Source organism: Herminiimonas sp. CN, assembly GCF_000622895.1.
Classification (GTDB): Bacteria; Pseudomonadota; Gammaproteobacteria; order Burkholderiales; family Burkholderiaceae_D; genus AVCC01.
Genome location: NZ_AVCC01000066.1, coordinates 1 through 18,531, shown reverse-complemented (window position 1 = coordinate 18,531; position 18,531 = coordinate 1). Strand labels below are relative to the sequence as shown.

Here is an 18,531-nt window from a genome sequence, read left to right as displayed (position 1 = left end):
ACCATAATTTTTGTCATACCCTGCTTATTTTTAATGTTATCCGGGCGTCGCGCAGAAACTCTCATGGTTACAACATTAATCCGCGCAACAGGCACTAATCGGATCGAAAGCATCTCTAATCGTTGATGCCAAACCCCAAATAATTGTCCACGAACAAACGTTGTTCCAACAAAATACAATAATAGAAGAACAGGGCTAGAATAAAAGCGGCAACACAGTATCGATAGCCAAGGACCAAAGACTGGTAGGTTTCCATCAAAGGACATGAAAATGAAAATCTTTGACAACTACGCAGCGCGGTACGAACGGACCAGGGAGGAAGAATATTCCCTGCAGGAGTACTTGGATTTGTGCAAGCGCGATCCTCTCGCCTATTCCAGCGCCGCCGAGCGCATGCTGGCCGCCATCGGCGCGCCGGAATTGATCGACACCCGCAACTTCCCTCACCTGTCGCGCATCTTCGCCAACAAGGTGATCAAGATCTATCCCGCCTTCAAGGAATTTTACGGAATGGAGGATGCGATTGAGCAGGTGGTATCGTATTTCCGCCATGCCGCGCAAGGGCTGGAAGAACGCAAGCAGGTGCTGTACCTGCTGGGCCCGGTCGGCGGCGGCAAATCGTCGATCGCCGAGAAGCTCAAGCACCTGATGGAAAATGTGCCTTTTTACTGCCTCAAGGGCTCGCCCATCAACGAGTCGCCGCTGGGGCTGTTCAATCCGGAAGAAGACGGCGCGATTCTGGAGGAGGATTACGGCATTCCGCGCCGCCATATCAACACCGTCCCGAGCCCGTGGGCGATCAAGCGCCTGAGCGAGTTCAACGGCAACGTCAACCAGTTCCGGGTGGTCAAGCGCTATCCGTCGATACTGCGCCAGATCGCGATCTCGAAGACCGAACCGGGCGACGAAAACAACCAAGACATCTCGTCTCTGGTGGGCAAGGTCGACATCCGCAAGCTGGAAGACTACTCTCAGGACGACACCGACGCCTACAGCTATTCGGGTGGCCTGTGCCTGTCGAACCAGGGCCTGATGGAATTCGTCGAGATGTTCAAGGCTCCGATCAAAGTGCTGCATCCGCTGCTGACCGCAACCCAGGAAGGCAACTACAAGGGCACCGAAGGTTTCGGCGCGATCCCGTTCGACGGCATCATCCTGGCCCACTCCAACGAGTCGGAATGGAAAGCCTTCAAAAACAACAAGAACAACGAAGCTTTCCTGGACCGGATCTACATCGTCAAGGTGCCGTACTGCCTGCGGGTGACGGAAGAAACCAAGATCTACGAGAAACTGCTGCGCAACTCCTCGCTGTCGCAGGCGCCGTGCGCTCCCGGCACGCTAAAGATGATGGCCCAGTTTGCAGTGCTGACGCGACTGAAGGAGCCGGAAAACTCCAGCATCTACAGCAAGATGCTGGTCTACGACGGCGAGAACCTGAAGGACATCGACCCGAAAGCCAAGTCCTACCACGAGTACCGCGACTATGCGGGCGTGGACGAAGGCATGAGCGGCCTGTCGACCCGCTTCGCCTTCAAGATCCTGTCCAAGGTGTTCAACTTCGACACCACCGAAGTGGCAGCCAATCCGGTGCACCTGATGTATGTGCTGGAACAGCAGGTCGAGCGCGAGCAGTTCCCGCCCGAAACCGAACAAAAATATCTGGCCTACATCAAGGAATACCTGGCCCAGCGCTACGTCGAATTCATCGGCAAGGAAATCCAGACCGCGTATCTGGAGAGCTATTCCGAATACGGTCAGAACATTTTCGACCGCTACGTGATCTTTGCCGACTTCTGGATCCAGGATCAGGAATACCGCGACCCGGACACCGGCGAGAGCTTCGACCGCAACTCGCTGAACTCGGAGCTGGAAAAAATCGAAAAGCCGGCCGGGATCTCGAATCCGAAAGATTTCCGCAACGAAATCGTCAACTTCGTGCTGCGGGCCCGGGCTCAGAATGCCGGCAAGAATCCGGCCTGGACCAGCTACGAAAAACTCAGGACGGTGATCGAGAAGAAAATGTTCTCGAATACCGAGGAACTGCTGCCGGTGATCTCGTTTAACGCCAAGGCCAGCGCCGACGATGTCAACAAGCATGAAGAATTCGTCGCCCGCATGGTGGAGAAAGGATATACGGCCAAGCAGGTACGGTTGTTATGCGAATGGTATTTGCGCGTCAGAAAATCGTCGTGAACGGATGCCATTGCCTTGCTCAAGGAGCAAGATATGGTCCTCCACAAGAAACGCGAAAGACACGGAAAAAGTCCATGAAAGAGATTGCCTCATTAAACTGTTCCGTGCTTTTCATGTCTTTCGTGGACGGTGAGTAACATCACTTACAGGAGACGAATTTGGTTCACCTTATCGACCGCCGGCTACAAGGCAAGAACAAATCCGCAGTCAATCGCGAACGATTTTTACGTCGTTACAAGGGACAGATCAGGGATGCGGTTGAACGTGCGATAAAAGGCCGCTCCATCACCGACATGGAGAGCGGCGAAAAAGTGTCGATTCCTGCCAAGGATGTAAATGAACCGAGTTTTGGCCATGCCCACGGCGGGGTCTGGGAGACGGTCCATCCCGGCAACAAGGAATACCAGAAAGGCGACCGGGTGGCGCGCCCCAAAGGCGGGAGCGGCTCCGGCTCCGGCCAGGCCGGCAACAGCGACCAGATTACCGAAGATGATTTCATCTTCGAGCTGACGCGCGAAGAATTCCTGAACTACTTCTTCGAGGATCTGGAGTTGCCGAACATGGTGAAAACCCAGCTCACCGCCACCACCGAATTCAAGCAGCAGCGCGCCGGTTACAAGATGTCCGGCACACCGACCAATATCCATGTGCTGCGTTCGCTGCGCGGCGCATTGGGGCGGCGCATCGCAGTCGGCAGCAAATCGCACCGGCGGCTGCAGGAAGCGGAAGCCGAGCTTAAGCTATTGCTCAGCCAGGTGCCGGACGATGACCCACAGATCGTCGCGCTGCGGCAGGAAATCCATCACCTGCGCAGCAAGCTGATGGCGATTCCGTTCATCGACCCGTTTGACCTGCGCTACAGCAACCGGATCAGGGTGCCGAAACCGTCCAGCCAGGCCGTCATGTTTTGCATCATGGATGTGTCCGGCTCGATGGATGAAACCAAGAAAGATATTGCCAAGCGCTTTTTCATCCTGCTCTACCTATTCTTGCAGCGCGCCTACGACAAGATCGAAGTCGTCTTCATCCGCCACCACACGATGGCTGACGAAGTCGATGAAAACGATTTTTTCCACTCGCGCGAATCGGGCGGAACCGTGGTGTCGTCGGCGCTGCAACTGCTGGCCAAGATCATGCGCGAGCGGTATGCCAGCAACGACTGGAATATTTACGTGGCGCAAGCTTCCGATGGCGACAACTGGGACAACGATTCAGTCGCCTGCCGCCAACTGCTGATCAACACCATCATGCCGGCGGTGCAGTACTACGCCTACGTCGAAATCACCGAGGACACGCCGCAAAATCTGTGGCACGAATACACGCAAGTGCTGGACCAGCACCGGCACTTTGCAATGCAGCTGATCAAATCCCAGGCCGATATTTATCCGGTGTTTCGAGAATTGTTCAAGAAACAGGAAAAATCATGAGCGTACCAAGCAAGGTAGATCCCTCGCACCGCTTGCCAAAACAATCGGAATGGACCTTCGAATTGCTGGAGCAGGCGCACGAGGAAGTGCGCCGGGTCGCGCAGCACTTCGGACTCGACACCTATCCGAACCAACTCGAAATCATCAGCGCCGAACAGATGATGGATGCCTACACGGCGGTTGGCTTGCCGGTGTCGTACCACCACTGGTCGTTCGGCAAACATTTCCTGAACACCGAAAAGAGCTACAAGCGCGGCCAGATGGGCCTGGCCTACGAAATCGTCATCAACTCCAATCCCTGCATCGCCTATCTGATGGAGGAAAACAGCCTGATGATGCAAACCTTGGTGATCGCGCACGCGGCCTACGGCCACAACTCGTTTTTCAAGGGCAACTACCTGTTCCGCTCCTGGACCGATGCCGAAGAGATTGTCGATTACATGGTCTTTGCCAAAAAATTCATCGCCGATTGCGAGGAGCAGCACGGCATCGAAGCGGTCGAACTGTTGCTCGACTCCTGCCATGCGCTGCAAAACTACGGCGTCAACCGCTACAAGCGTCCGGCCAAACTGTCACTGGTGGAAGAAAAGGCACGCCAGAAGGAGCGCGAAGCCTACCTGCAATTGCAGGTCAATGACCTGTGGCGCACCCTGCCCCAGCACGAGAAGGAAACGATCGACCAACGGCCGCCGCGCTTCCCGCCGGAGCCGCAGGAAAACCTGCTGTACTTCATCGAAAAATACGCGCCGATCCTGGAGCCGTGGCAGCGCGAGGTGGTGCGCATCACGCGCAAGATCGGGCAGTATTTTTACCCGCAGCGTCAGACCCAGGTCATGAACGAAGGCTGGGCCACCTTCTGGCATTACACCATTCTCAATCAGCTGTATGAAGAAGGCGTGGTCGACAACGGTTTCATGCTGGAATTCCTGCAAAGCCATACCAACGTGATCTACCAGCCGCCGATCGACAGCCCGCACTACAACGGCATCAACCCGTATGCGCTGGGATTTGCGATGATGTCTGACGTGCGCCGCATCTGCGAAGCGCCGACCGACGAAGACCGCGCCTGGTTCCCCCACATTGCCGGCAGCGACTGGCAGAAGACGCTCGATTTCGCGATGCGCAATTTCAAGGACGAGAGCTTCATTTCGCAATACCTGTCGCCCAAGCTGATCCGCGATTTTCATTTTTTTGCAGTACTTGACGATGACACCGATGACAAGCTGACGATTTCGGCGATCCACGACGAGAGCGGCTACCAGGTTATCCGGCAACGGCTGTCTGAGCAATACAACTTGGGCAACCGGGAGCCGAATATCCAGGTGTTTTCGGTCAACACCCAGGGCGACCGCTCGATGAGCTTGCGCCACTCCGAGTTTCAGCGCCGCCCGCTCAATGCGCAGGCGCAGGAAGCGTTAAAGCACGTGGCGCGCCTGTGGGGTTTCGATGTGCGCCTGGAAACGGTCGATCCGAACGGCAAGATCGTCAATACGCTGGAATGCAAGCGCGAAAAACGCACGCACGGCTAGCCTCTCGACAATATACTGAATGCGGTATTTTTATACTACACAGTGAATGCAAGTGGAAAATTCATGATTTTTTGGCATACCCCATTGGTATCAGCCACGCATGAAAACTATCCAAGCATCACGCCTCCAGCACGTACTGCCCTGGGGCCTCATCCAGCACGCATTCAGGCGGGATGCCCTGGGCCTTGATTCTCTTCGCGCTGGAATGCAGCATCAGCCACTTGTGCCAGTGCGGCCACCAGGAACCCTGCTCGGCGCTCGCCTGCGCGATCCACTCGTCCGGCCCCACATAACTGCCGGCCGGGCGCTGGCCCGGCTTGAAGCGGAAACTGCGGCCCGCGTGGCCCGGCTCCGACACCACCCCGCTATTGTGGCCGCCGGAAGCCAATACGAAATGGACCTCGGATTCAGTCAGGAAGTGGATCTTGTAGACCGACTTCCAGGGCGAAACGTGATCGTGCTCGGTGCCCAGGACGAACATCGGCTGTCTGATATTGCTCAGCGCAATCAAATGACCATCGACGCAATAGCGGCCTTCGGCCAGATCGTTGTGCAGAAACAGATGCCGCAGGTATTCGCTATGCATCCGGTACGGCAGCCGGGTGGTGTCGGCGTTCCACGACATCAGATCGTTCGGCGCCCGCCGCACTCCCAACAGATATTCGCGCATGATGCGCGACCAAATCAGGTCGCGCGAATTGAGCAATTCGAAGCTGGCAGCCATTTGCGCACCGTCCAGGTAGCCCTGCTCCCACATCAGCGCATCCAGCAAGGCTAGTTGGCTGTCGTCGATGAACAGGCCGAGCTCGCCCGGATCGGCAAAGTCGGCCTGCGCCGCCAGCAAGGTAATGGATTGGATCGGCGCCAGCGTCTGACGCGGATCGCGCCCCAGCGCCGCTGCGCCGATCGACAGCAAAGTGCCGCCCAGGCAATAGCCGACCGCATGCAGCGGAATGCCAGGCATCAGGTGCGCGACCTCCTTGAGTGCCGCATACAGTCCTTGCGAAACATAGTCATCCATGCCCAGATCGCGGCTCTCGGCGCCGTGATTCTTCCATGACATCATGAACACGGTATGGCCCTGCTCGACCAGAAAACGCACCATCGAGTTATGCGGAGACAGATCCAGGATGTAGTACTTCATGATCCACGACGGCACGAACAGAACCGGTTCCCGGTAAACGGTGGCGCTCTGCGGCGTGTACTGGATCAGCTCGAACAGCGCATTGCGAAACACCACCTTGCCCGGGGTGACTGCGACATCCTGCCCGACCTTGTGCGGATAATCGGGATGCTTGCGATGATCGATGCCGCGCTGCTTCTGCTTGCGTTTGGTCTGATCTTCCAGCCAGTGGGTCCAGCCCATCAAACGGTTATTGCCTTTCGACTCGATAGTGGCGCGCAGCACTTCGGGATTGGTGATCGCGTAGTTGGACGGCGCAAAAACATCGAGCAGCTGGCGCGCTGAAAAATTGACCACATGTTCATGATGCGGGGTAACGCCGCGGATGCCGGTAGTAGCCTGCTGCCAGAATTCCTGCGTCTGCAAAAAGGATTTGGCAAACACGTTGTACGGCCAGTGCGACCATTCCGGCCGGTTAAAGCGCGAATCACTGACGGTTACGCCGACCTGACCGGTGCCGGAACTGATCGCGCTGGACATGAATGGTCCCCATTCCGCAGCTTGCCGCCGCAGCAAAGCCAGCAGTTCGATGCGGTGTCCGGGCGACATCGCAAGCTGCTGCCACCATTCCAGCATTGCCACCGACAGGCTGGTGGGAGACAGGCCGCCGGTCAGTTTTGCCAGCGCGCTCTGGTACATCAAATCCAGGGTATTGGTGCCCGCCTGCTCGCGGTCCAGATAGCACAGCTTTTTAGGGGCTGCATCGTCCTGCGGCCCAGACGCCTCTGCCACCGTTGCCAGCGGCAAGCTGCGATTACGGCCCAAATTCTTTTCAGTCGGCTTCATATCCACCTCTCAATTACGTATTTTGCATTCTTGCAAGAATGCTGCGCAGTGCTGCACCACACTGATTGACGTAGCGCAATCAGATACGAAATTATCGGCCCCATGGCGATATTACGGGCTGCACAGTTACAAGTGAATTGATAAGCACAGCGCGAGGCGGGCCGCCACTCCATCTCGCGAGCATGCGCACCACCGCCTCCAGCATGTTCTGCAAGCGCTCTTGCAGAACACGTAAAGAGTAGCATCATCCGCAACAAATATCCTGGGTGCGGTCCGGAATGCTACAACGATGCACCGCCTGGCCCGGTCCGGGCCAGCACCTCGGCTTCAGCGGCCTCGGCCAAGTTGGCATCGACCTGGTTTGTGCAGCACTTGCTCGACTGCAGTGGTCTAATTTATCCGGACACCTCAATAGGTGGAAAATCCACCGCATAAGGAGCATTGCATGGCAAAGCGGCGCAAGAAATTCGACACTAGCCTGAAGCTGGAAGTCGTTCGCATGATCAAAGAACAGGGCTGAGCGTCCAGAACGTCAGCGAAAGTACGGACATCGATCCGGCAGCAATCCGGCGCTGGGTGACGCAATATGGCGCAGAGCAGAACGGCCAGCCGTGGATTGGCAAGCCACTCACCATCGAGCAGCAGCGCATCCGACGGTTGGAGCTGAGAGGGTCCAGAATTACTTGACCACTACATTACGAAACTGTCACACGCCGCCCTTCCCATGGAGGAAAATTCTTCGATAAGCAGCAGCTAATGCTGGATATTTCATTGACCCCATGCAGGAGCTACCTGCATGGGGTCAAATTATGGTTACTTGACTATGTTTAGTGCTGCACCAGCTTGCACTTGGAGTCGGCCAGGGGCAATGCCGCATCGGAGGCAGGAATTACTTTCCGTATGTGGTAGTAGTCCCACGGCTCCTTCGACTCGCCTGGCTTCTTGACCTCAAGCAGCAGCATGTCATGCGCGAATTTCCCGTCCGCACGAATATTGCCCTTGAAAAGCCCATCGTCGATTTCTGTCGACTTCAGATACTTCATGACTGTCGCCGCGTTATCCGTTCCGGTTTTCTCGACAGCCTTGAGGTAATTGAGCACCGACGAATAGACGCCGGCTTGCGCCATGCTCGGCATCTTTTTTGCCTTTTCGAAAAAGCGTCGCGACCAGGCGCGGGTCTTCGCATCGCGATTCCAGTAGAAACCTTCGGTAAGCGTCAAGCCTTGCGCGGTTTTCAAGCCCAGAGCATTGACGTCGTTGATGAACAAGACAATCGGCACGATGGTCTGTTTGGAACCGATGATTCCAAACTCGGCTGCCTGCTTGATCGCCGTCATGGTGTCCTGGCCACCATTGGCCAGAGCGATGACATCCGCCTTGGAGGCCTGTGCGCTGACCAGGAAGGAAGAAAAGTCGGCATTGGGGAACGGATGCCTGGAGACGCCCACCACTTTGCCTCCGTTTGCCGTGACGATTTGACTGGCATCTTTCGTCATGGCGGCACCGGCCGCATAGTCGGCGGCGATGAAATACCAGTTTTTCTTTCCGCTCTGCACGACTGCCTTGGCCGTGCCGGATGCCAAACCGTAACTGTCATAGACCCAGTGCACCGTATTGGCGTTACAACGCTCGTTGGTGATCGACAGCGATGCCGATCCTGATACCAGAGCCAGTTTGTCTTTCTGCTAAGCCACATCCATCACCGCCAGGGCGACATTGGTCGCTACCAGGTCGACGATGACATCCACTTTTTCCCGGTCGAACCACTGCCGTGCACGCTCGGCGCCGACGTCAGCCTTGTTCAGGTGGTCGGCGCTAATTACTTCAATCTTCTTGCCGAGCACCGTGCCATTCTTGGCGAAATCTTCCATCGCCATTTTGGCGGCGATGACCGAACCAGACCCGGTGAAATCCGAATAGGTGCCGGACATGTCGGTAAGGACGCCGACCTTCACAACCCCGTCGCTGATTTTTTCCTGTGCGGTTGCAGTTGCGGTGAACATAAATGCACTCATGCTGCAGGTAAGACCTAGCGTGGCTACTTTCGCAAGGTTGATTCCTTTTTTTGTCCGATCGCGACGAAGCGCTAAGGCAGATCCGATCGATTCGGCCCCAGCGATGTCGCTGGTGCTCAGCGCTTTCAATTTTTTCTCAAACATGTCTCACTCCTGGTCTTTTCGTCTTTCGACGGTTGTTGTCAATGCGCTTACCACACTATCCAATTTAAAATTTTAAGTCAATATATTGCATAAAATAATATTGACGCGCGGGTGTTTGCTTAAAAAAATGAAAATCAAGACTTGAAAATGATGCCTCCACCTGATTGGAAAACTACCTCATACGACTACTTATTTTTCTTACGCTTCATTAAAATTCAAAATTAAATAATTATTAAGATGTTGATTTTATTAAATATTTATATTTTACGTAGCAAAAAAGAAACGCTACCTTTCCGCTTGAAGAAGATGGCAAATTCTGCATCTTCAAGCATTCAATCTGATGAATTTCTTAAAGTCAACTTCCAACAGAAAATTTAGAAAGTCATTTTACGTAAATACATTGACATACAATGGATGCATTCCTAGAATAAGTAAATTAAAAAAGGAGACGCTATCGATTGCAGCCTTAGTCGATCAATAAACGCCACAACTCTGCCAAGACGATGGATATCGCCAGCACAGTGCGCGATATGGGATGCGAGAACGACACCTCGGACCAAATCCGATGTGATTCACCATCCGGGAAACCGGGAAACCGCGAGTATCTACGGGAAAACCTACGATTTCCGTGCACTGATCTTCGGGTGCGTCCGGAACAGCATTTCCGCGTTCTCGGGTCGAACGGCAAATAAAACAATTACAAAGAAGGAGACATATGTCCAACCAAACAGCATTGCAGGTGGACCGCACGCTGCCGATTCTTGAAACCGTGAATCTGGTCAAGGAATTTCGCGGCTTCGTGGCAGTTGACGGGGTCAATCTGAAGATCAGGCGCGGCCACATACACGCTCTCATCGGGCCCAACGGCGCGGGCAAGACCACCTGTTTCAACCTGCTCACCAAATTCCTTAAGCCAACGCGCGGTGCCATCCGCTACAACGGCATCGACATTACCGGCGAACCACCGCAAAAAATCGCCCGCATGAGGATGGTCCGATCATTCCAGATTTCCGCTGTCTTTCCCCACATGACAGTCCTGGAAAACGTGCGCGTGGCCTTGCAGCGCAGCCTTGGCACCAGCTTTCACTTCTGGAAACATGAAAGCAGCCTGAACCGCCTGAACGAGCGGGCAATGGAGCTGCTGGCGTCCGTCGGACTGGAAGACTACTCACGCATGACGGCGGTTGAAATGCCGTACGGCCGCAAGCGTGCGCTGGAAATCGCTACCACGCTCGCGCTTGATCCAGAACTCATGTTATTGGACGAACCGACACAAGGCATGGGCCACGAAGACGTGGACCGGGTCATGCAGCTGATCAAGAAGGTTTCGGCCAACCGCACCATCCTGATGGTGGAGCACAACATGAAAGTGGTGTCCGGCATCTGCGACGCCATCACCGTTCTCGCCCGCGGTTCAATCCTGGCGGAAGGCGATTACGCAACCGTCTCCGCCAATCCTGCAGTGATCGAGGCTTACATGGGCTCGGAGACGACTGAACTTGCATCCCCAGGAGGACACTGAAATGAGCGCAACCGAATATCTGCGGGTCTCCGACCTGCACGCTTTCTATGGCGAATCACACATCCTGCACGGCATGGACTTCACCATCCGGCGCGGTGAGTGCATCAGTCTGCTGGGAAGGAACGGGGCCGGACGCACCACGACGCTGCGCGCGCTGATAGGTCTTACCGGCAAGCGCACCGGCTCCATCATGCTGAACGGCCGCGAAGTCATTAACATGCCGCCGCACAAGATCGCTCAACTCGGCGTCGGCTACTGCCCGGAGGAACGCGGCATCTATTCCAGTCTCAGCTGCGAAGAGAATCTGTTGCTGCCGCCGCAGGTGGGCAGCGGCGGCATGAGCATCGACGAACTGTATGAGATGTTCCCCAATCTCAAGGACCGGCGCCACAGTCAAGGCACGCGGCTATCCGGCGGCGAACAGCAGATGCTGGCGATGGCGCGCATTCTGCGCACCGGCGCACGGCTCCTGCTGCTGGATGAAATCTCGGAAGGGCTGGCGCCGGTCATCGTGCAGAAGCTGGCCGAAATCATCCGGCAGCTCAAGCAAAAGGACTACACCATCATTCTGGTGGAGCAGAACTTCCGCTTTGCCGCGCCGTTGGCCGACCGCATGTTCATCGTTGAACACGGCCAGATCGTAGCCGAAATCGCACAGCACGAATTGCAGGAAAAACAGAGCTTCCTTCAGGAAGTTCTTGGCGTATAAGAGCGTCCATGGAAACGATGGATCGCCCGGCACGCCGGTTCTTGCAGTGCACTACCCTCTGGCCGTCGCTTGGCCTTTCGGACAGATCGGCGATTTTTCGCCCTGACCATTTCTTTTGGAGTTCCGTCAGATGACAGATATTTTCGGGATACCCATCCCCTCACTCATGGGCCAGATCATGCTTGGCCTGGTCAACGGATCGTTTTATGCAATGTTGAGTCTCGGCCTGGCCGTGATCTTCGGCATGCTGAACATCATCAATTTCGCGCACGGGGCTCTATACATGATGGGCGCCATGCTCACCTGGATGGGGCTGGAGTACCTGGGCCTGGGTTACTGGTGGTCCCTGCTTCTCGCTCCTATCGGTGTCGGCCTCATCGGCATCGTCATCGAGCGCCTGCTGCTGCAGTGGCTGTACCAACTGGATCACATCTACGGCTTGCTTCTTACTTTTGGCCTTGCGCTCATTATCGAAGGGCTGTTCCGCTATCTGTTCGATGTCGGCGGTCAACCCTATTCAATTCCGGATGAACTCACCGGCGCCTTCAACCTTGGCTTCATGTTCCTGCCGAAATACCGTGCCTGGATTATCGCGTCGTCGATGGCAATCTGTCTTGTTACCTGGTACATCATCGAAAAGACCCGGCTGGGAGGTTACCTGCGCGCCGCCACCGAAAACCCGCAATTGACCCAGGCTTTCGGCATCAATGTGCCCGTCATCGTCATGCTCACTTACGGCTTTGGTGCCGGACTGGCAGGTTTGTCGGGTGTGCTTGCGGCTCCCGCAATGCAAGTCAGCCCACTCATGGGATCGAACTTGATCATTGTCGTTTTTGCCGTAGTGGTGATCGGCGGCATGGGCTCGATCCTTGGCTCGGTCGTGACCGGCCTCGGCCTTGGGCTGATTGAAGGGTTGGCCAAGGTCATTTATCCGGAAATCAGTGCCACGGTGGTGTTCATCGTCATGGTCGTTGTCCTCTTGTTCCGCCCAGCGGGCCTGTTTGGGAAGGAAAAATAATGAAACTGAAATTGTCGACTCTCGGCTACCTGGCCGGCCTTGTCCTGTTGCTGCTGGCCCCCGCCTACGCCTATCCGGTGCTGGTCATGAAAGTTCTATGTTTTGCACTGTTCGCCTGCGCCTTTAATCTGCTGCTGGGATATACGGGCCTGCTGTCGTTCGGTCATGCAGTTTTCCTTGGCACCGCCGCCTATGTCACCGGCCATGTCATTAAGGTCTGGGAATTGCCCACGCTTGCCGGGCTGGCACTCGGCACATTGAGCGCGGCCGGCCTGGGATGGGTAATTGGTTCACTCGCCATTCGCAGCAAGGGCATCTACTTTGCGATGATCACGCTGGCCCTGTCGCAGCTGATGTTTTTTGTCTTCCAGCAGGCGCAGTTTACGGGCGGCGACGATGGTTTGCAACGCGTGCCGCGCGGCACGTTATTCGGCCTTGACCTCGCCAACGACAACCATCTTTATTATCTGGTGGTAGCGCTCTTCGTGGGCTCGTTCTGGCTGATCCACCGCACCATTCATTCGCCGTTTGGCCAGGTTCTCAAGGCGATTCGGGAGAATGAGGCACGAGCCGTTTCGCTTGGCTATGACGTTGCGAAATACAAGCTGCTGGCATTTGTTCTTTCGGCGGGCATTGCGGGTCTTGCCGGATCGATCAAGACACTGGTATTTTCCTTCGCCACACTGGGCGACGCTCACTGGCATACTTCAGGCGAGGTGGTGCTGATGACCTTGCTGGGCGGGTTGGGCACCGTGTTCGGGCCCGTGGTAGGCGCAACGATCATTGTTACCCTGCAAAATGAACTGGCCGACAAGGTCGGATCGCTGGTGACAGTCATCATGGGCGTGATTTTCGTGGTATGCGTACTCGCATTCCGGCGCGGCATCGTCGGTGAAGGCATCGCGCTGTACCACAGGATGATCGGCGAGAAGGCTGGTTGATCCGTTATGCAATGCTGATGCCGGGCCGATGTTGACCAGCATGTGGCTGGACGGGATAAAACCCTCCACCCTTACCAACCAAAAACTTTAGGGAAAACATGAGCCTGAAGAACAAAACTGCCCTCGTAACAGGTTCGACCAGCGGCATCGGCCTGGGTATCGCCAAGGCCCTGGCAAGCCAGGGCGCGAACATCATGATGAACGGCTTTGGAGATGTGGACGCCGCCATCGCTGAAGTGTCAGCGGCAGGAACCCGGGTCGAGTATCACCACGCCGACCTTTCCAAGCCCTCGGAAATTGAGGACCTGATGAACTCTGCCGCCGCCAAGTTCGGTCAGGTCGACATCCTGGTGAACAACGCCGGCATACAGCATGTATCCAGCTTGGAGGATTTTCGTGTCGAGCACTGGGACGCCATCATGGCAATCAATTTGAGCGCAGCCTTTCACACCACTCGACTCGCCTTACCGGCAATGAAGGCTTCGAACTGGGGCCGCATCATTAATATGGGGTCGGTGCATGCACTGGTCGCCTCAGTCAACAAGGCAGCATACGTCGCCGCAAAACACGGAATCGTCGGGCTAACCAAGGTCACCGCACTGGAGACTGCGACCACCGGCATCACCTGCAACGCGATCTGCCCGGGCTGGGTGCGCACGCCGCTGGCGCTAAAACAGGTGGAGGACAAGGCCAAGGCGCTGAACATCAATTTCGAAGAGGCCACCAAACTGTCGTTGGGCGAAAAGGAGCCCTCCATGCAGTTCACGACGACAGAAGACATCGGTCAACTGGCCCTGTTCTTCTGCTCCCCCGCTGGCAACAACGTGCGCGGCGTGGCATGGAGCATGGATGGCGGCTGGACTGCGCAATAAGCGAGTGATCATGTTCGACACACAACTCAAGGGTACCGAGCTGACCCCGTTCAGCGTTGAGGTAGAACGCGGTCGCCTGCAGGCGTTTGCCAAAGCGACCGGCGAGGACAACCCGATTTACCGGGACGAAACAGCTGCCCGTGCGGGAGGGCACCCAGCCTTGCCGGTGCCACCGACATTTCTGTTCTGTTTGGAAATGGAGAACCCTAACCCGATGGAGGTTTTTGAGCGGCTCGGCGTCGACTACGCGCATGTCCTGCACGGGGAACAGCACTTTGTCTTCCACCGCCTTGCCTATGCGGGTGAGACGCTGCGCTTCAAACCACGCATCGTGGACCTCTACGAAAAGAAGGGCGGCGCCTTGGGATTCATAGTGTGGGAGACCCGCATCGAGGGGATCGACGGGTCGGCCGTGGCCGATCTGCGCAGCGTCATGGTGGTTCGCCAGCCAAAACCGGAGGGCGTGGCGTGAAAGTCAAGAACTTCGATGACATCAAGGTGGGTGACGCTTTGCCAGGCCTGGTAAAGGGGCCTATCACGCGCCATATCCTGGGCGTATATGCCGGAGCCTCAGGGGACTACAACCCGCTGCATATTGATTCGGACTTTGCCCGCCAGGCCGGCATGCCGGACGTCTTTGCACACGGGATGCTGTCTGCCGCCTATCTGGCACGCGTTCTGACTCACTGGGTCGAGCAATCGGCCATCCGACGACTGAGCGTTCGCTTTGCGGCCATCACCCAACTCGGAGACGAGGTGCGTTGCCAGGCCAGGGTATCCGAAAAATTCGTCCAGAACGGTGAACAGTGCGTAGCGCTCGAGTTGACGGCACGCAATCAGTCCGATGAGGTCAAACTCACGGGCACCGCCGTGGTCGCGCTGGCCTGACCAACACCCGAATGATTTTTCCTTCGGATTCCAAACAAATTCCAGAAAGACTGCTATGCTAAACGATCAGACATCACAAGCCACCGAAATCCTTTGGACTCCCGGCCCCGAACAACTGCAGTCGAGCCGCCTGGTGCAATACCAGCGTTGGCTGGCACAAGAAAATGGCATCGTCACCCACGACTATGCCGAGCTGTGGCGCTGGTCGGTCGAGAATTTGGACGACTTCTGGCAATCGATCTGGAGCTTCTTCGACATCCAAGCCGATGGTGAACGTGAACCCGCGCTCGGCCGTCGCACCATGCCGGGAGCGGAATGGTTTCCAAATACCCGAATCAACTTTGCCGAACATATCTTTCGCAATCGCACGGCAGGCCAGCCTGCAGTGATCGCACGCAGCGAGGACGTACCGCTGCAGCACATTTCCTGGGCGGAGCTGGAGCGAGCGACTGCAGCGGTTGCGGCCACGCTGCGCAGCTGGGGGGTTGGACCTGGGGATCGTGTGGCAAGCTACATGCCGAACCGCCCCGAAACCGTGATCGCCTTCCTGGCGTGCGCCAGCATCGGCGCCATATGGTCGAGTTGCGCACCCGACATGGGTGCCTCGGTGGTTCTGGACCGCCTGCGCCAGATCGAACCCAAGGTGCTGTTCGCCATCGACAGCTACAGTTACAACGGCAAGCAGCACGACCGGTTCAAGGTCGTCGACCAATTGCTGGCGGAGTTGCCCAGCGTCGAGCATGTCGTGCAGGTGGCCGGGCCGCTCGCGAGCCAGCGGGCGGTCGATTGGCGCGACCACTCCCACTGGCAGTCTGTCGTCAGCAACGGCGCCGCTCCTCGCTATGAACGCCTGCCTTTCAGTCATCCGTTGTGGATCCTCTATTCCTCCGGCACCACGGGCTTACCCAAGGCGATGGCGCATGGCCATGGCGGCATTCTCTTGACACATCTCAAGGAAATGGCGCTGCAAAACGACCTGCGACCCAGCGACCGCCTGCTGTTTCTGGGCAGCACAGGCTGGACCGTATGGAATCTCCTGGTCGGTGCCTTGGTTACCGGTGCCTCGATCGTGCTGTACGACGGGCACCCCTCTTGGCCCAACGGAGATGAGCTCTGGCATTTCATGGATGAACAAGAGGTCGCCGTGTTCGGTACGGGCGCCGCCGTCCTCATCGCCAACAAAAAGGATGGACTGCGGCCCCGGGACTATGCGCCGCTCAAGAAGTTGCGCACCATTTTGTCGACGGGCTCCCCCCTGCCTGTCGATGCGTTTGAATGGATCTACCGCGATGTGAAGCCTGACGTCTGGCTGGCCTCGGTCAGTGGAGGCACCGACATCGCATCCTGCTTCGTCGCCTGCGCCCCGACCTTGCCGGTGCATGCGGGCGAAATCCAATGCGCAGAGCTGGGGGTGGCCGCCTATGCCTTCAACGAGGCCGGCCAGGCGGTGACCGACGAAGTAGGCGAGTTGGTGATCACCCAACCCATGCCGTCGATGCCGCTGTACTTCTGGAACGACGCTGACGGGCGTCGCTACCGCGAGAGTTATTTCGAGATGTACCCGGGCATGTGGCGCCAGGGTGACTGGATACGTTTCACGTCCTATGGCAGCTCGGTGATTTACGGTCGATCCGACAGCACGATCAACCGCTTCGGCATCCGCATCGGCACCGCTGAAATCTATCGCGTGGTCGAAGAACTGCCCGAAGTGCGCGACAGCCTGGTCATTGATCTGGAGTACTTGGGGCGACCTTCCTTCATGCCGTTGTTCGTGGTGCTGCAGCCGGGGGGCGAGCTGGACCAGGCCCTGGTTGAACGCATCCAACAGCAAATCCGCACCAAGGCCTCGGGCCGACATATGCCTGACGCAGTGGTTCAAGTGAGCGACATTCCCAGAACCCTGAGCGGCAAGAAGATGGAGGTCCCGGTACGCAAACTGCTGCTGGGGGCAGAGGCAGCCAAGGTTGCCAGTCCCGACGCCATGCAGAACCCCGCCAGCCTGGACTTTTTCGTCGAATACGCCAAGACGTTGTTGAATAAATAAAAATTTAGTCAAAGCTCCCCATTTTTCGCCATTTCCCAGGGGCGTGTTGACATTCAAAGAATGTGACGCAAAAAAGTGATTTGAGCGGTGTTAACTTTTCCTGATTTGTGTTTACATTCTGGATTTCAGGCGCTTTCAGGATGGCATGAATGATGTTGCGGGATGATCAATGGGAGCGCATTGAGGAGTTATTACAGGGCGCCCGGCATGCGCGAACGCGGCTACGGCCGCATCGTCAATTTCAGTTCGGTTGCTACGCGGGCGAAAACGGCCAGAGCGACTATGCAGCCGCCAAGGCCGCAGTCGCGCTCAAGCGGCTGGGGAAACCGGAAGAGATCGCCCAGGCGGTACTCTTTCTTGCCAGCGAAGAGGCAAGCTATATAACCGGCGAAATACTGCGCGTGGCGGGCGGGCGCTGGCCCGCCCTGTGATGCGGTTCTGGCCTGAAAATGAGGCATGATTCACAGTAGGCCATGCTTTAGAAGCATGATCTCAAGAACATGCGTATAGGCTATATAAATTACTGACGCTTGGCAGCGGTCAACTCCTGCAGTCCCGGCACATCAATGCGAGGACGGTCCGGCTCCATCTCTGACAGGGGACGCACTTCGACCAGCGTCGCCTGACAGCGCCGGGTCAAGTCGTGGTACAGCTGCGTTCCTTTCATCTTGCGGCTCATTTCCTCGCCACTCAAGGGGCGCACCACCTTGGCCGGCACGCCAGCCACCAACGACTGCGCCGGCACCTGCATGCCGGCGCGCACGAACGCGCAGGCAGCGACAATCGATTGTTCTCCAATCTCCGCCGCATCCAGCACGACAGCGTTCATGCCGACCAACGCATCGCGTCGTACCACACAGCAGTGCAGCACGGCACCATGACCGATATGGCCATTTTCCTCGATTACCGTATCGGCAGCGGGAAAACCATGAATGACGCAGGTATCCTGGACATTCGCGCCCCGCTGCAACACGATGCGGCCGAAATCGCCGCGCAAGCTGGCGCAAGGGCCGATATAGCAGTTCGGCCCGACGATGACGTCGCCAATCAATACCGCTGTCGGATGAACATACGCGCTCGGATCGATTACCGGGATTACCCCGTCAATGGAATAACATGGCATGCAATACTCCTAAATCCCTCGTATGGCGCGATGCAAGACCGTAAACCGCTTGCGTTGCGAATCTTGAATATGTCGGCGGCAATTGAATTGCCACACCGATATAAAAGCATTATTACATACCCGCATAATTCGGCCCT

16 protein-coding genes and 1 pseudogene are annotated in these 18,531 nt (G+C 56.6%); 13 read left to right on the top strand and 4 right to left on the bottom strand.

Annotated elements, in window-relative coordinates; genetic code table 11:
• On the bottom strand, positions 1-266 hold a 266-nt coding region (locus HMCN_RS19885), incomplete at its 3' end, for a hypothetical protein (RefSeq protein WP_238552164.1).
• Positions 267-270: 4 nt separating this feature from the next.
• Between HMCN_RS19885 and HMCN_RS0113290 the strand changes: the two genes are divergently transcribed.
• The 3 genes from HMCN_RS0113290 to HMCN_RS0113280 all read left to right on the top strand — a co-directional run bounded on the left by HMCN_RS0113290 (position 271) and on the right by HMCN_RS0113280 (position 5,149).
• Positions 271-2,193 carry a PrkA family serine protein kinase gene (locus HMCN_RS0113290; RefSeq protein WP_025917851.1) on the top strand — a complete coding sequence of 641 codons (1,923 nt, stop codon included), beginning with the start codon at positions 271-273 and terminating at the stop codon, positions 2,191-2,193.
• Between the two features lie 158 nt (positions 2,194-2,351).
• Entirely contained in the window at positions 2,352-3,620 is a 1,269-nt protein-coding gene (locus HMCN_RS0113285) for a YeaH/YhbH family protein (RefSeq protein WP_025917850.1), read from the top strand.
• A complete protein-coding gene (locus HMCN_RS0113280; RefSeq protein WP_025917849.1) occupies positions 3,617-5,149 on the top strand; it encodes a SpoVR family protein in 1,533 nt (510 codons plus the stop codon). The genes HMCN_RS0113285 and HMCN_RS0113280 overlap by 4 nt, the downstream gene beginning before the upstream one ends.
• A gap of 118 nt (positions 5,150-5,267) precedes the next feature.
• Here the strand turns inward: HMCN_RS0113280 and HMCN_RS0113275 are convergent, their stop codons facing one another.
• Positions 5,268-7,118: an alpha/beta hydrolase gene (locus tag HMCN_RS0113275; protein ID WP_025917848.1), complete on the bottom strand. Its 1,851-nt coding sequence runs from the start codon at positions 7,116-7,118 to the stop codon at positions 5,268-5,270.
• Between the two features lie 516 nt (positions 7,119-7,634).
• On the opposite strand from HMCN_RS0113275, the gene HMCN_RS20135 reads away from it, so the two are divergent.
• Positions 7,635-7,805, top strand: coding sequence for a transposase (locus HMCN_RS20135; protein WP_155837576.1), 171 nt, complete (start codon positions 7,635-7,637; stop codon positions 7,803-7,805).
• 140 nt (positions 7,806-7,945) lie between these two features.
• Here HMCN_RS20135 and HMCN_RS17790 read toward each other — a convergent pair.
• Positions 7,946-9,133, bottom strand: a pseudogene (locus tag HMCN_RS17790) (ABC transporter substrate-binding protein).
• Between the two features lie 859 nt (positions 9,134-9,992).
• On the opposite strand from HMCN_RS17790, the gene HMCN_RS0113260 reads away from it, so the two are divergent.
• The 9 genes from HMCN_RS0113260 to HMCN_RS20015 all read left to right on the top strand — a co-directional run bounded on the left by HMCN_RS0113260 (position 9,993) and on the right by HMCN_RS20015 (position 17,702).
• On the top strand, positions 9,993-10,799 hold the full coding sequence (locus tag HMCN_RS0113260) for an ABC transporter ATP-binding protein (RefSeq protein ID WP_051566963.1): 807 nt from the start codon (positions 9,993-9,995) through the stop codon (positions 10,797-10,799).
• Between the two features lies 1 nt (position 10,800).
• Positions 10,801-11,508 (top strand): ABC transporter ATP-binding protein, encoded by a 708-nt coding sequence (locus HMCN_RS0113255; RefSeq protein ID WP_025917846.1) that lies wholly within the window; start codon positions 10,801-10,803, stop codon positions 11,506-11,508.
• 130 nt (positions 11,509-11,638) lie between these two features.
• Positions 11,639-12,526 carry a branched-chain amino acid ABC transporter permease gene (locus HMCN_RS0113250; protein ID WP_025917845.1) on the top strand — a complete coding sequence of 296 codons (888 nt, stop codon included), beginning with the start codon at positions 11,639-11,641 and terminating at the stop codon, positions 12,524-12,526.
• The gene (locus tag HMCN_RS0113245; protein WP_035627114.1) at positions 12,526-13,467 is read left to right on the top strand and encodes a branched-chain amino acid ABC transporter permease; all 942 of its coding nucleotides are present in this window, start codon (positions 12,526-12,528) and stop codon (positions 13,465-13,467) included. The genes HMCN_RS0113250 and HMCN_RS0113245 overlap by 1 nt, the downstream gene beginning before the upstream one ends.
• Positions 13,468-13,565: 98 nt before the next feature.
• The gene (locus HMCN_RS0113240; RefSeq protein WP_025917843.1) at positions 13,566-14,339 is read left to right on the top strand and encodes a 3-hydroxybutyrate dehydrogenase; all 774 of its coding nucleotides are present in this window, start codon (positions 13,566-13,568) and stop codon (positions 14,337-14,339) included.
• A gap of 10 nt (positions 14,340-14,349) precedes the next feature.
• Positions 14,350-14,811, top strand: a complete 462-nt coding sequence (locus HMCN_RS0113235) for a MaoC family dehydratase N-terminal domain-containing protein (protein WP_025917842.1) — start codon at positions 14,350-14,352, stop codon at positions 14,809-14,811.
• Positions 14,808-15,227: a MaoC family dehydratase gene (locus HMCN_RS0113230; RefSeq protein ID WP_025917841.1), complete on the top strand. Its 420-nt coding sequence runs from the start codon at positions 14,808-14,810 to the stop codon at positions 15,225-15,227. The genes HMCN_RS0113235 and HMCN_RS0113230 overlap by 4 nt, the downstream gene beginning before the upstream one ends.
• 55 nt (positions 15,228-15,282) lie before the next feature.
• Complete coding sequence (locus HMCN_RS0113225; RefSeq protein WP_025917840.1) at positions 15,283-17,271, top strand: acetoacetate--CoA ligase; 1,989 nt, start codon at positions 15,283-15,285, stop codon at positions 17,269-17,271.
• A 149-nt stretch (positions 17,272-17,420) separates the two neighbouring features.
• Entirely contained in the window at positions 17,421-17,702 is a 282-nt protein-coding gene (locus HMCN_RS20015) for an SDR family oxidoreductase (RefSeq protein ID WP_025917839.1), read from the top strand.
• A gap of 89 nt (positions 17,703-17,791) precedes the next feature.
• Here HMCN_RS20015 and HMCN_RS0113215 read toward each other — a convergent pair whose 3' ends face one another.
• A complete protein-coding gene (locus HMCN_RS0113215) occupies positions 17,792-18,394 on the bottom strand; it encodes a transferase hexapeptide repeat family protein (RefSeq protein WP_025917838.1) in 603 nt (200 codons plus the stop codon).
• Positions 18,395-18,531 lie beyond the last annotated feature (137 nt).

What these genes read in the sequence shown, in the direction of transcription:
- HMCN_RS0113290 (WP_025917851.1), top strand. Translation starts at nt 271, where the DNA reads ATGAAAATCTTTGACAACTACGCAGCGCGGTACGAACGGACCAGGGAG.
- HMCN_RS0113280 (WP_025917849.1), top strand. Translation starts at nt 3,617, where the DNA reads ATGAGCGTACCAAGCAAGGTAGATCCCTCGCACCGCTTGCCAAAACAA.
- HMCN_RS0113275 (WP_025917848.1), bottom strand. Translation starts at nt 7,118, where the DNA reads ATGAAGCCGACTGAAAAGAATTTGGGCCGTAATCGCAGCTTGCCGCTG.
- HMCN_RS0113260 (WP_051566963.1), top strand. Translation starts at nt 9,993, where the DNA reads ATGTCCAACCAAACAGCATTGCAGGTGGACCGCACGCTGCCGATTCTT.
- HMCN_RS0113255 (WP_025917846.1), top strand. Translation starts at nt 10,801, where the DNA reads ATGAGCGCAACCGAATATCTGCGGGTCTCCGACCTGCACGCTTTCTAT.
- HMCN_RS0113250 (WP_025917845.1), top strand. Translation starts at nt 11,639, where the DNA reads ATGACAGATATTTTCGGGATACCCATCCCCTCACTCATGGGCCAGATC.
- HMCN_RS0113245 (WP_035627114.1), top strand. Translation starts at nt 12,526, where the DNA reads ATGAAACTGAAATTGTCGACTCTCGGCTACCTGGCCGGCCTTGTCCTG.
- HMCN_RS0113240 (WP_025917843.1), top strand. Translation starts at nt 13,566, where the DNA reads ATGAGCCTGAAGAACAAAACTGCCCTCGTAACAGGTTCGACCAGCGGC.
- HMCN_RS0113235 (WP_025917842.1), top strand. Translation starts at nt 14,350, where the DNA reads ATGTTCGACACACAACTCAAGGGTACCGAGCTGACCCCGTTCAGCGTT.
- HMCN_RS0113225 (WP_025917840.1), top strand. Translation starts at nt 15,283, where the DNA reads ATGCTAAACGATCAGACATCACAAGCCACCGAAATCCTTTGGACTCCC.
- HMCN_RS20015 (WP_025917839.1), top strand. Translation starts at nt 17,421, where the DNA reads ATGATGTTGCGGGATGATCAATGGGAGCGCATTGAGGAGTTATTACAG.
- HMCN_RS0113215 (WP_025917838.1), bottom strand. Translation starts at nt 18,394, where the DNA reads ATGCCATGTTATTCCATTGACGGGGTAATCCCGGTAATCGATCCGAGC.